The organism is Pedobacter sp. AK017 (assembly GCF_014200825.1).
Taxonomy (GTDB): Bacteria; Bacteroidota; Bacteroidia; order Sphingobacteriales; family Sphingobacteriaceae; genus Pedobacter; species Pedobacter heparinus.
Window position 1 is genome coordinate 24,947 of the sequence record NZ_JACHCW010000002.1, and the last position, 13,092, is coordinate 38,038.

Annotated in this window: 13 protein-coding genes; 3 read left to right on the forward strand and 10 right to left on the reverse strand. The window is 41.7% G+C overall.

Annotated elements, in window-relative coordinates; genetic code table 11:
- Window positions 1–13: 13 nt before the first annotated feature.
- The 3 genes from hisS to pdhA form a co-directional block, all read right to left on the reverse strand.
- A complete protein-coding gene (gene hisS / locus HDC92_RS03135; RefSeq protein ID WP_183872280.1) occupies window positions 14–1,402 on the reverse strand; it encodes a histidine--tRNA ligase in 1,389 nt (462 codons plus the stop codon).
- An 86-nt stretch (window positions 1,403–1,488) separates the two neighbouring features.
- On the reverse strand, window positions 1,489–3,144 hold the full coding sequence (locus tag HDC92_RS03140) for a pyruvate dehydrogenase complex dihydrolipoamide acetyltransferase (RefSeq protein ID WP_183872282.1): 1,656 nt from the start codon (window positions 3,142–3,144) through the stop codon (window positions 1,489–1,491).
- A 31-nt stretch (window positions 3,145–3,175) separates the two neighbouring features.
- Window positions 3,176–4,171 (reverse strand): pyruvate dehydrogenase (acetyl-transferring) E1 component subunit alpha, encoded by a 996-nt coding sequence (gene pdhA, locus HDC92_RS03145; protein ID WP_012780350.1) that lies wholly within the window; start codon window positions 4,169–4,171, stop codon window positions 3,176–3,178.
- Window positions 4,172–4,562: 391 nt separating this feature from the next.
- Here pdhA and HDC92_RS03150 point away from each other — a divergent pair, with 391 nt between their 5' ends.
- Together HDC92_RS03150 and HDC92_RS03155 are read left to right on the forward strand one after the other, a co-directional pair.
- Window positions 4,563–5,117 (forward strand): C40 family peptidase, encoded by a 555-nt coding sequence (locus HDC92_RS03150; protein WP_012780349.1) that lies wholly within the window; start codon window positions 4,563–4,565, stop codon window positions 5,115–5,117.
- A 105-nt stretch (window positions 5,118–5,222) separates the two neighbouring features.
- Window positions 5,223–6,332 carry a CapA family protein gene (locus HDC92_RS03155; RefSeq protein WP_183872284.1) on the forward strand — a complete coding sequence of 370 codons (1,110 nt, stop codon included), beginning with the start codon at window positions 5,223–5,225 and terminating at the stop codon, window positions 6,330–6,332.
- Here the strand turns inward: HDC92_RS03155 and HDC92_RS03160 are convergent.
- Window positions 6,329–6,514: a hypothetical protein gene (locus tag HDC92_RS03160; protein WP_012780347.1), complete on the reverse strand. Its 186-nt coding sequence runs from the start codon at window positions 6,512–6,514 to the stop codon at window positions 6,329–6,331. The two genes, HDC92_RS03155 and HDC92_RS03160, sit on opposite strands and share 4 nt — an antisense overlap.
- A 138-nt stretch (window positions 6,515–6,652) precedes the next feature.
- Between HDC92_RS03160 and HDC92_RS03165 the strand changes: the two genes are divergently transcribed.
- Window positions 6,653–7,591, forward strand: a complete 939-nt coding sequence (locus tag HDC92_RS03165) for an SPFH domain-containing protein (protein WP_012780346.1) — start codon at window positions 6,653–6,655, stop codon at window positions 7,589–7,591.
- A gap of 76 nt (window positions 7,592–7,667) precedes the next feature.
- On the opposite strand, the gene HDC92_RS03170 is transcribed toward HDC92_RS03165, so the two are convergent.
- From HDC92_RS03170 to HDC92_RS03195, 6 genes are all read right to left on the reverse strand, one after another.
- Window positions 7,668–9,848 (reverse strand): carboxy terminal-processing peptidase, encoded by a 2,181-nt coding sequence (locus tag HDC92_RS03170; RefSeq protein WP_012780345.1) that lies wholly within the window; start codon window positions 9,846–9,848, stop codon window positions 7,668–7,670.
- Between the two features lie 161 nt (window positions 9,849–10,009).
- Window positions 10,010–10,684 carry a tetratricopeptide repeat protein gene (locus HDC92_RS03175; protein ID WP_143715676.1) on the reverse strand — a complete coding sequence of 225 codons (675 nt, stop codon included), beginning with the start codon at window positions 10,682–10,684 and terminating at the stop codon, window positions 10,010–10,012.
- Between the two features lie 59 nt (window positions 10,685–10,743).
- Complete coding sequence (locus tag HDC92_RS03180; protein ID WP_255484421.1) at window positions 10,744–11,301, reverse strand: DUF1543 domain-containing protein; 558 nt, start codon at window positions 11,299–11,301, stop codon at window positions 10,744–10,746.
- Between the two features lie 22 nt (window positions 11,302–11,323).
- Window positions 11,324–11,761, reverse strand: coding sequence for a low molecular weight protein-tyrosine-phosphatase (locus tag HDC92_RS03185; RefSeq protein WP_183872288.1), 438 nt, complete (start codon window positions 11,759–11,761; stop codon window positions 11,324–11,326).
- Between the two features lie 2 nt (window positions 11,762–11,763).
- Window positions 11,764–12,570 carry a S1/P1 nuclease gene (locus tag HDC92_RS03190; protein WP_183872290.1) on the reverse strand — a complete coding sequence of 269 codons (807 nt, stop codon included), beginning with the start codon at window positions 12,568–12,570 and terminating at the stop codon, window positions 11,764–11,766.
- Between the two features lie 22 nt (window positions 12,571–12,592).
- Window positions 12,593–13,087, reverse strand: a complete 495-nt coding sequence (locus HDC92_RS03195; RefSeq protein WP_036675370.1) for a hypothetical protein — start codon at window positions 13,085–13,087, stop codon at window positions 12,593–12,595.
- Between the last annotated feature and the right edge of the window lie 5 nt (window positions 13,088–13,092).

Here is a 13,092-nt window from a genome sequence, read left to right on the forward strand (position 1 = left end):
CGTTAAATAAGTACTAATCCTTTTTCAGGAATTCGACAATGGATTCGGCCGTCAGTTTTTGCTGCTGTCCGCTCTGCATATCTTTCAGTGTCAGCATCCCGCTTTCCATTTCATCACTGCCGATCAGCATCATATAGGGAATATGCTTATCATCGGCATAGCTCATTTGTTTTTTAAGCTTAGCTGAAGAAGGATAAAGTTCGGCAGCAATATTTGCGCTGCGCAATTGCTGTAAGACCGGCAGTGCATACTCTTCCGCTTCCTTATCAAAATTACTGATCAGCACTTTTGTACCTGCAACGGTCGATTCAGGAAAAAGATTGAGTTCCTGTAATACATCATAAATCCTGTCGGCACCAAATGAAACCCCAACACCGGTCAAACCCTTTAAACCAAACATACCGGTAAGGTCATCATACCTGCCACCGCCACCTATACTACCCATAGCCACCTCATTGGTTTTCACTTCAAAAATACAACCGGTATAATAATTTAACCCCCGGGCAAGGGTAATGTCCAGTTCAACATCAGGCTTTATGGCAGGTTCAGCTTTAAGCATACTGTTTACATAATCAAAAACAGTTTCTATCTCTTCAATGCCCTTAAGTCCGGCTGCCGATGCAGACAATACCTTTTTCAGGCTTTCCAGTTTCTCTGTATTGCTACCCTGCAATAAAATAACCGGTTTTAACCTTTCTATGTCTGCATCGGTAAAACCACGTTCCAGCAGTTCTTTAACCACACCGTCAAGCCCTATTTTATCCAGCTTGTCTATGGCTACCGTCATGTCAATAATGAGCTCCGGCTTACCTACAACTTCGGCAATCCCCGACAATATTTTACGGTTGTTGATCTTTATGGTAAAGTTTTTTAAACCCAGACCGGTCAGTGCTTCCTGGTAAATCAATATAAATTCTGCTTCGTTTAATAAACTATCAGAACCTACAACATCCACATCGCACTGATAGAATTCTCTGTACCGTCCTTTCTGTGGCCTGTCGGCACGCCATACCGGCTGCACCTGGAACCGCTTAAAGGGCAGGGATATATCGTTCTGGTGCATGACCACATACCGCGCAAAAGGTACCGTAAGGTCATACCTCAGGGCCTTCTCACTGATGGATGGAAGTATGGCATTTGAATTGGCATTGGTCAGCAAATCGGGCTTCACTTTTGCCAGATAATCTCCGCTGTTCAGGATCTTAAATATCAGCTTATCACCCTCATCCCCATACTTACCAGTTAAGGTAGAAAGGTTTTCCATTGAGGGGGTTTGTATCTCAGCATAGCCATATTTCTTAAAAACAGTTTTAACTGTATCAAAAATAAAGTTGCGCTTAACCATTTCCTGAGGAGAAAAATCTCTGGTTCCTTTTGCTAAAGAGGGTTTGATATTCGACATGAGCGCAAAAGTACAAAACAAACGGGCATAAAAAAAGGTTGTCTGCACTATGGGCAGACAACCTTCTTATTATTTTCGGGTCTGGCTTAGACCAATAATCTTATTGGCTCTTCCAGCAAGCCTTTAAGCGTTTGCAGGAACGCGGCACCTGTAGCCCCATCAACCACACGGTGATCGCAGCCTAAACTTAGCTTCATGATGTTACCAGGAACAACCGCTCCGTTTTTAACCACAGGTACCTGCTGTATAGCACCTACAGATAGGATCGCACCATCCGGAGAGTTAATGATTGATGTAAATTCATCAATACCAAACATACCCAGGTTAGAAACGGTAAAGGTAGAACCTTCCCAGTCTGACGGTTGTAGTTTTTTAGCTTTTGCTTTCTGCCCATATGCCTTAACCTCAGCAGAGATATGAGACAACGATTTGCCATCAGCAAAACGAACTACAGGAACCAGTAAACCATCTTCTACAGCCATGGCCACACCAATGTTCGTATGCTCATTGAAACGGATCTTATCTCCGCCCCATGAAGAGTTAACGGCAGGATGTTGTTTCAATGCAACGGCAACTGCTTTAATGACAATGTCATTGAAAGAAATCTTCACGGGAGCCACCGCATTGATTGCAGTACGGGCTGATATGGCATTGTCCATATCAATACTGATGTTCAGATAAAAATGAGGGGCAGTAAACAGGCTTTCTGCCAAACGTTTGGCAATCACCTTACGCATTTGCGAGACTGGTTTCTCTGTATATTTTTCTTCACCTACATATTGAGGAATAACCGGTGCGGCTTTCTCTGCAGCCGGAGCTGATGAAGATGCTGTATTTGCCGGCGCTGCCGCAGGTTTAAAGTTTTCTATATCTTTTTTAATGATCCTGCCACCATCAGCACTACCTGCAACCTGGGCCAGATCAATACCTTTATCTTTGGCAATCCGTTTAGCCAGCGGCGATGCTTTTAAACGTTCTCCACTACCAGAGGCTACAGGAGTCTCTTCTTTTACTTCAGCAACAGCTTTTTCTGCAACAGGCGCATCAGATTTTGCATCTGCGGCAGGTTTGGCAGGCGCATCGCCCTGGCTCAGGATTCCACTAATGTCAGTTCCTTCTGGGCCAACAATGGCAATAATACCATTTACTTTGGCAGCCTGTCCTTTTTCTACACCAATATGCAATAAAGTTCCGGTAGCATAACCCATCACTTCCATAGTGGCCTTATCGGTCTCTACATCAGCAAGGATATCATCGTCTTTTACTTTATCACCTACTTTTTTATGCCATTCAGCAATCACGCCTTCAGTCATGGTATCACTTAATAAAGGCATGCGGATAACGGTAACCCCTTTTGCAGTAAGCTCAGCTTCCGATAACCCAGCTGTTGTACCAGAACCACCTTCAGCAGGTTTTTCTGATGATGGCTCAGCAGCTTTCTCCTCTTTGGCTGGTACTGGAGCAGCACCTTCTTCTGCTGCCAGTGCAGCTTTATAATCTTCGCCTTCCTTACCTACTACTGCAATAATGGCATCAACCGGAACAGCTTTTCCCTCTTCTACACCAATGTATAAAATGGTACCATCCCAGTATGATTCTAAATCCATAGTAGCCTTATCGGTTTCCACTTCGGCCATTACATCACCGCTTTTTACTTTATCGCCAACTTTTTTATGCCACTTAGCCATCACCCCTTCGGTCATGGTATCACTCATTTTGGGCATTCTAACTATTTCAGCCATACTAATAATATCTATTGAAATGCGTTCTTAATTAATCTTTTACGTATGGATAATCCTGCTGTACATAAACATCAGTATACAATTCTGATGCATCCGGCCATGGAGACTCTTCCGCGAATTTCACAGATTGGTCAACAATCTCTTTTACTTTATTTTCGATTTCTTCAATCCAGGCCTGGTCCGCATATTTCTCTTTCAGGATAACTTCCCTTACCGTTTCAATAGGATCTTTGGCTTTATACTCTTCCAATTCGTCTTTTGTACGGTATTTAGCCGGGTCAGACATAGAATGTCCACGGTATCTGTACGTTCTCATTTCCAGGAATGTAGGACCTTCACCAGCTCTTGCGCGCTGAATGGCTTCGTCCATTGCATTGTGAACCGCAACAGGATCCATACCATCAACCGGAGCACAAGGCATGTCAAAACCCAAACCTATTTTGTAAATATCAGTCATGTTTGTAGTACGCTCCACAGAAGTTCCCATTGCGTAAAAATTGTTTTCACAAACAAATACTACAGGAAGTTTCCAAAGCATGGCCATATTGAACGCTTCGTTTAAAGCACCCTGACGAACAGCCCCATCGCCCATATAGCAAATGTTTACATTATCAGTGCCTTTATATTTTTCAGCAAATGCAATCCCTGCACCCAGAGGAATCTGTCCACCAACAATTGCATGTCCGCCATAAAAATGATGTGCTTTGCTAAACATGTGCATAGAGCCCCCCTTACCTTTAGAGACACCGGTAGCTTTACCATACATTTCTGCCATAATGCTATCTGCACTTACGCCCAGGGCCAGTGCATGCGCATGATCGCGGTAGGTAGTGATCATGGAGTCTCCTTGCTGCATCGCAGAAATAGCCCCGGCTACCACCGCTTCCTGACCGATGTATAAATGACAAAAACCACGGATTTTTTGTTGTCCATAAAGTTGACCGGTTTTTTCTTCGAACTTGCGCATCAGCAACATCGACTCAAACCACTTCAGATAGGTATCTTTATTTATTTCTACTGCACTCATTTGGGTATTGATTTTTTTACGAGAGCAAATCTACTTTTTTATTGCAATATATCGAAGTAATTGATGTAAAATGCACACTAAGCGTACAGAATTTACAGCGACAAACATTTAAGCTAACCCCGTCAATATTAGCACTTATACACATCTCAGCAAATTTAAAGCAAACATATTCTTCATAAACCATCATAAGTTGCACTTAAATCAGAACTAACCGAAACTTATATGGTACAAAAAAACACAGTACTATGCCAAAAATGTTAATAACTTTTGGAATTATATATATTACATTTGGATAACATTTGTAAAATACATAGTTTTGACATCCTAACAATAAGCCCTAGTGGTGTACGTTTAAGTGTAAGTGATTCATACCCAAACTTAACAGTATAACATGATAAAAAAGTTTCTGTTTTCTTCCCTCATTGGTTTGTGCAGTTTAACGGCTGTTAAAGCACAAACAAAAACAAAAGAGACCAATAAATTAGCAGATCCTGACAATTTAGCTTCCCAGTATTTTTCACAGGTTATGGGTGTTGCTGTAGACGCAACTTCTAATGTAAAACTGTATAAATTCATTTACGAATGGATTGGCACACCTTACAGATTTGGTGGAAATACACAGAAAGGAATAGACTGTTCGGCATTTACCAAAGCGATCTACGACAAAGTTTTCAACACTACCATATTGCGCAATTCAAGGGATATCTTTAGCATGGTTGATCCATTGCCGAAAGACGAACTGAAAGAGGGCGACCTGGTATTTTTTAAAATAAAAAGCAGGAGCATTACCCATATAGGGATCTACCTTGGCGACAATCGCTTTGCCCATGCCTCATCCAGCAGAGGGGTGGTCATCAGCAATTTGAATGAACCTTATTACTCAAGATATTTTTATAAAGGCGGCAGGATACTGGATGAAGTTAAAGAAGACCTGATCCAGGAATAACCTTTGCCCCCAACATCAACAATACTGGTCCTTCTAAAATATTTTAGAAGGACTTTTTTATAACCCCGCATATTGCAGCCCGCAATAAACCCTACCAAAATTGAAATGAAATTTCAAGTCCTACCCCTGCTACTGCTAACCGCTACCATCGCCCTGCTCAGCTTAAGCTGCGCAAGCAATACCACAAGTGCTCCGCTTCATCAGGTTGCTATTGACACCCCTTTGATCCCGAAGAAAGATACCATATCAATTGTTGCTGTTGGCGATATCATGATTGGATCTGCATATCCCGATAAATCCGGATTACCCCCTGATGATGCAAAAACCAGCTTTAAAGCTGTAGACAGCCTGTTGCAAGGTGATATCATTTTTGGCAATCTGGAGGGCTGCCTGCTTGACAATGGTAAATCCACCAAATGCAAAGATCCGAACAGCAACAGCTGTTTTGCCTTCAGAATGCCAGAGCGCTATGCTGGCATCATTAAAAATGCAGGATTTAACCTTTTAAGCATAGCAAACAACCATGTTGGGGATTTTGGTCTAAAGGGCAGGACACGTACCACTGCAATTTTAGATTCGCTGAACATCCATTATGCCGGCCTTCAGTCCCATCCTTCAAGCCTGTTTGAAAAAGATAGTGTAAAATATGCTTTTTGTGCCTTTGCGCCAAATGAAAACACAGTCTCTATTAACCAAACCGATAGCGCCAAACAATTGGTTACCAGGCTAAAAGAGCAGGCAGATATTGTTATTGTTTCCTTTCATGGTGGCGCAGAGGGAGCCAGGTTTGAACATGTACCCAAAAAAAAGGAGATATTTTATGGCGAGAACAGGGCTGACGTTTATGCTTTTGCACACGCTGTAATCGATGCCGGTGCAGATGTGGTGTTGGGCCATGGGCCTCATGTAACCCGTGCCGTTGAAGTTTACAAGAACAAATTTATTGCCTATAGCTTAGGCAACTTTTGTACTTATGGTATGTTTAGCCTTAAAGGGCCCAATGGCATGGCGCCGCTGTTACAACTTAAAATAAATGCGAATGGTGATTTTCTGTATGCAGATATTGTTTCGGTAAAACAGGACAAAATAAACCGTTTAACATTAGACCCTGATCAGGGTGCTTTCAAAAAGATCAGATTCTTAACAAATACCGACTTTCCTGATCACAGTTTACTTTTTTCCGGATCAGGACATATAGGATTGAAGAAAAACTAGGACTCGTCCTTTGTATTTTTAACCAGGCCAATACCAGACACAAAAAAAATAATACCGATTATACCGGCAACTACCAGTTCACGGCTTTGTAAACTATGTTTCACAAAGCCCCAACCTGCATAAATAAGGCCAATTATACCCAATATGGTAAGGATTGTTCCAAAAGTCCGCTTAACATTCATAACGTTTAAAATTTAGTTCAGTTATTGTATGCAATATCTGTGCCCGCATATAGAATAATACCCCTATTGAACAATTAATCTTTAGATGGCCAGGAAATGTTCGTATCTTAAAGGATCTATTCACTATTAAACAATCTTATGGCTTATTCATTTTACATTTTTCTTTTCGTCGCAGTGGTTATCCTGCTCAGTTCTTTTGTTACGGTTAAACAGGGAACAATTGCAGTAATTACAATTTTTGGCAAATACAGGAGATTACTTAGTCCGGGCCTTAGTTTAAAAATTCCATTAATAGAAGCTATCCATTCCCGCATATCTATACAAAACAGGTCGGTCGAATTGTCCTTTCAGGCGGTTACACAGGACCAGGCCAATGTATATTTTAAGGCCATGCTGCTCTATTCTGTTATCAATCACGATGAAGAGACCATTAAAAACGTGGCCTTTAAATTCGTCGACTCAACCAATCTAATGCAGGCACTCATCCGCACCATAGAAGGTTCGATCAGGGCTTATGTAGCTACACAAAAGCAAGCCAATGTACTGGCGCAACGCAATGAGATTGTAGAACACGTGAAGCATCAGATTGATCAGGTACTGGAAACCTGGGGCTATCACCTGCAAGACCTGCAACTGAACGACATTACCTTCGACGAAGAGATCATGCGCTCTATGAGCCGTGTGGTTGCTTCTAATAATTTAAAAGCCGCCGCAGAGAATGAAGGGCAGGCTTTGCTGATCACCAAAACAAAAGGTGCAGAAGCAGACGGAAACGCCATTAAAATTGCTGCTGCCGCTGAACGTGAAGCCGCACAGTTACGTGGACAGGGTATTGCCTTATTCAGGGCCGAAGTTGCACATGGCATGACAAAAGCTGCGCAGGAAATGGAAGAGGCAAATCTTGATATTTCTGTAATCCTGTTTACCATGTGGACAGAATCCATTAAACAATTTGCAGAGAACAGTGAAGGTAACGTCATCTTCCTTGATGGCTCTACAGAAGGCATGAACCGTACTATGAAAGAAATGATGGCTATGCAGATGCAAAAAGAGACCCAAAACAAGTCAGGCAAATAAACCATAAGCCACATTAAAAAAGGGGATCCAGAATCTGGATCCCCTTTTTTAATGGATTTCGTTTTAAATGGGCTTGCTAATTTAAAGCACCCTGATTCTTTACCAATCCTTTACTTGCCGGATCAGTAACCTGCATAAAATCGGTCATTATCCTTAAGCTTTCATCCAGTATAAAATCGAAATTATCCTCTTTCTTGATTTTCTCGCCCTTTTTCATTGGCGCCAATCCTCTTGAAGCCCTTAAGGAATTTAGCTTGGCCAAATTTTTTGCTTCCAGACTATCTCTTTCTGCCTTCAGTTTCACTTCATTTAAAGAAACCGAAACTTCCCCCTCGCGTTTTTTGGCATCCGCGATATCCTGTTCCATTATTTTATAGTCGAGCGACTTTGCCATCCGTGCTTTATGCCATGCAATAAGTTCCGGTTTAACTGGTGCCAAGTTCGCAACCGTTGTAAAGTTAGACCGTTTGACCTCATCCCATGGTAAGGCCGAAGGTTCTGTATCTTCACCAATTTTATCCATCGGATAGATAGATGGGAACTCAATATCCGGCATCACGCCTTTATGCTGGGTGCTGCTTCCCGTTACACGGTAAAATTTAGCCATGGTAAGATTGATCTGTCCCAGCTGAACACCTTCCTTATTTGTTCCTGTGAGCCCGGCATTCTTGCCTACAAGGGCTGCAAGTCTTTGCAACATGGAAGGGTTCACCAGCTTATTCATGTCTATCGACGACTGTACGGTACCTTTACCATAAGTTTGGGTCCCCATGATGATCCCCCTTCCGTAATCCTGAATGGCCCCGGCAAAAATTTCTGATGCTGAAGCGCTTAAACGGTCAACCATTACACCAAAAGGCCCGCTCCAGGCCACGCCAGGGTTAGTATCCTCATTAACTTCTATATTGTTCCTCAGATCTTTTACCTGTACCACCGGGCCTTTGTCAATAAACAGACCGGTAAGGTCTATAGCTTCTACCAAAGAGCCGCCACCATTTGCCCGAAGGTCCATTACAATGGCATCTACTTTATCTTTATTCTTTAAAGTATCGATCAGCAGTTTTACATCCCGTGTGGTACTTTTATAATTAGGATCTCCTGCATTTGCAGCTTTAAAATCAGCATAGAAAGCAGGTACAGTAATGATACCTATTTTATATGGCCTGCCATTTGATTCGATGGTTTGGACTTTCTTTTTGGCCGACTGATCTTCCATTACGATCTTCTCTCTCACCAGCTCTATGATTACTGGCTTGGACGACATTTCCATACCTACCGGAATAATCTTTAAACGGACCTTGGTGCCTTTAGGTCCTTTAATTTTAGAAACCGAGTTTTCTATTCTCCAGCCAATGATATCTTCAAATTCACCAGAACCTTGCGCAACACCGATGATCCTATCGCCAGCACTTAGCAATTTGCTTTTAAACGCCGGGCCGCCAGGAATAACCTCTGCAATCTTAAGTATCTCATTTTCCAGCTGCAGCCTTGCCCCGATACCCTCAAAAGAACGGGCCATATCTTCGTTAAACTGTTGTGCGTTTGCCGGGTTAAAATAATTGGTATGCGGATCAATGGTCTCCGTAAACGCATCCATAATGGTTTGAAAAACGTCCTGATTATTTAGTTTGGATGCCTGCGATTTAAGTGCCTCGTAACGTTTTGTTAAGGTTTCTACATTTTTGTCCTCAGGTGTTCCGGCAATTTTGAGGTTTACCAGTTCATATTTTACACGTTTCCTCCATAGATCATCGAGCGTTGCCTTAGAAGTGGTCCACGGCATTTTCTCACGGTCATATACGTAGGTCTCAGTCGAATTAAAATTTTGCTTTGCCTTGATCTGGGTAAATGCATAATTTATAAATTCATTATAGCGTTTTAAATAAACATTAAAAATATAAAATGGCGCACTTAATTCCCCATTCCTGAAATCATCATCAAGTGTATACCTGAATTTTTCAAATTCCTTAATATCAGCTGCCAGGAAATAATATTTATAAGGATCCAGTGCCTTAATGTATTTGTCTAAAACAAGCGAAGAGATAGAATCGTTCACCTTGATCTTTTTGTAATTGTAGTTCTCAATCAACCCCACTATTTCTTTACAAACCAAAGCCTGCTTTTCATCAGGTAGGATATTGTTTACCCCCTGAACCATTGGCTGAGGTTTAGGTGCAGCATGACATGCAAGAACAGCGGCAGTAAACGTTACCAGTAATATCTTTTTCAACATCTCTTTTACTATTTTAAAATCCATTTTTATATTTCGCACTAATATGATACCAATTTCAGAAATAAACAGAAAAGAGACAGTATTATTACTGTCTCTTTTCTGTAAACATACCGAAAGTAGTCAATTACTTAAGCATCAATAATACAAAAAAACTATTTCTGTTACAATTTATTTGGCATAATCAACTATTTCTTTGCCATTGCTTTAGCCGGAATCTGGGCCCTTGCTTCTCGGATCTGGGTCTTGAACCTGGTCAGACTTGAAGACCTGGCCAAAAGTTCAGCCCTGTTCAGGTCTCTTGCTGCAAGTGTATATTCTTTTTTCTTTGTTTTAACCTGTGCCAAACCCAATATAGAATCTATATAAGCATTATTATTTCCGATTTGCTGTGCAAGAATACCCTGCTGGGTATAAAACCATAAAGATTGCGTAAGCTTATTGGCAGCAAAATATATTCTTCCCAGCTGACCATACGATTCCATCTGCCCGGTTTTACTGCCAATCTTTGAATAGTTTTTAAGCGCTACATTTAAGGTAACCTGCTCTGCTTCCGAATAATGTGCCAGTAAAAAATGAACATTGGCCAGTCTCAGCAGGGCAGAGCCATATTGTGTAAACTTTTTAGAACTGTTGTACTCAAATGCGGCTTTACCGAACAAGGTAATGGCATCATTTAAATCTCCCCGCCGCTCATTCTTCTCTGCCTCTGCAAAATAATCATCGCCATCATTTTCTTCCAGATTGGAAACAACGATGTTCACTGCACCGCTAGGAGGCTGTTGCGACAAAAAAGTATTGCTCTGAGACATTGCCTGAACCGAAAAAAACAGGCAGATCAACATTAAACAAGTTTTGTTCATTCGATAAAGATATAACAATTTTAAGTAAACGGCTGTAAACTAAATCAAAAGCATTCTGTTTAAACCTTACTTAAGGGCATATAACCGAGCTGCATCCCGTCTTCTACTGCTGCAGAAAAAGGCATAATCTGCACACTGAATTTATGTTTAACACTTACCGGAAGCACATCCGCAATTTCAAAAACATCATCAACATCGACGCCGTATTTATCATCAATATGGGAAACTGCCCCTTCAAAACCAGTATGCTTATAAAAAGCAGTATTTTTAGCTGTCCTGGTAGCGCCGGCAAGGTCATCCGCCACGATCAGCATCTTATAATGCAGCTCATCAAATTCCCCTTTTTTGTATCCACCCAGGTTGATGAAAAAAAGTTTAGCCACATGCTGGTCATTTTGCTTGTTTGCAGGCACTATTTTTAGCTGGTGGCCAGCAACTGCAGTTACTTCCCTCCAGGCATCTATATGTAGCTTAGCCTTGGCTTCCGGCCAAAAACCGATCATATCCTGTTTTAATTCTGCAAGAGAATGACCTATTCCAAAAAACACATCGTGTTGTTCCGTATGCCTTCCCTCTGGTTTACAGCCCAGCAAAACCATAAAAAGCTTAGGTTCCATTATATTCACCATTCCGTATTCCTTACTTTATCTCTTTTATGAGTTGTTTACACCGTTCTTCTATACCTAAAAACACCGGCTCAAACAAGTTATCGTCATAATACGGATCTGTAACCTCAAGGTCATCTGTTAAAAACAATCTCACCTTCTTACGCTGCCGGTCGTTTGAAGCAAGTTGCAGCACATCTCTTAAATTTTGACGATCCATAACCAGGATATGGTCAAATTCATCAAACATCTCTGCATTGAAATGCCTGGCCCTTTGCGCTGAAATATCATATCCAAACTTTTTAGCCACTGCAATACTTCTCCTGTCGGCCGGCTGGTTGACATGCCAGTCGCCGGTCCCTGCCGAAGAGATTTCCCAGCCCAGTTGCTGTTCATCCGCCAAATGTCTCATGATGCCCTCTGCCAGCGGCGAACGGCAGATGTTACCCAGGCAAACCATCAATAACTTCATTTCTATTTATAAATATCGTTTAGCATATTGGCCAGACAGATTCCACCCTTTAAAAGCTGTTCGTTCAGCAACCCTACAAATTCAAAATTATACTTATAACTCAGCCTTTCCTCCGGCTTGATATCGGTATAGATCCGGTTACATGCCTGATAGGATCCATAAACGAAATCTTTCAAGGAATTGTTTCTCCAGCTGTTCAGCTGATCGTTGGAAGGATAATTAATTGCATTTGCGTATTCTGTGTAGCTCAGTTGCTGGTACTCAATCAGTCCTTCATCCCAAACCCTGTGCAGGTTAGATTTTTCACCAAACCAGGTCACAAAAACTTTATTGCCCCCAAGGTCTTCCTTTCTTGCCGTATGCATCGGCTGGTTTAAGTCGCCCACCAAATGGATCAGTAACCGCATGGCCAGCCTTTTCTCCTCTGCAGTGCTTTGTCTGTTCTTTAACACAGCGGCCATTTCCGGGATCTTATTGTATACATTGGGTGATGTTTCTTTATCCAGCTGGTCAAAAACGCCCTGCTTATCCAAACCTGCCGGCAGGTTTACAAAATGCCAGTTGTATAGATAATCATAAGCAGGGTCCGATTTTATAAAATCGCCCCAGTTACTGGCCATTGCCAAACTCTCATTTCCCAGCACATCTTTTATACCTTTTTTTGCCTTATTGCTCAAATAGCCTTCTGCGATCTGACCTACAATGCGATGTCCCAGCATGCCCCAGGCAGCAGCATTTAACGGCAGATATACAACAAGGGCAAGGATCAGCAGGGCCTTACCCACCTTAGTAACTGTATAATTTTTCATTGGTATATAATTATTAATTTTATTACAATTCCTTGGGCACACAAACGATCCGTTCCTTTAAAACCAGGTCACACTCGCGTTGGTCATTGATGCTTTCCAGTTGTAATTCTTCGGCTGTGGCTGATTTGATATAAAAAGTTCTGATATACCGGCCAATCTGGTAACAGCCGGATATTTTCTGTTTATAATTCGCTTTGGTATAGGTCCCTTCCAAAAATAAACTATCCCCCCTTACAGCGTACACCCCCTTAGCGTACTCTTTCCATATTCCGCCGTTAAAACAGGAATCTGCATAGTAATTTACTTTAGAGTGTGTAGTCAGGTCAACATAAAAGGAATCACAGGTAAACTTAAATTTATGCTGTGTATAATTTAACAGTTTGGTTGAATTTGGAACACTATCCTGGTTCCATATCCCCTGTAAAAAAGCTTCCCCTTTTCCCTGCACATCTGGCAGCCTTCTGCAGGCAGCAGAAACACATACAATAAGCAACAGATAAAATACCAGTCTCAGCATATCCA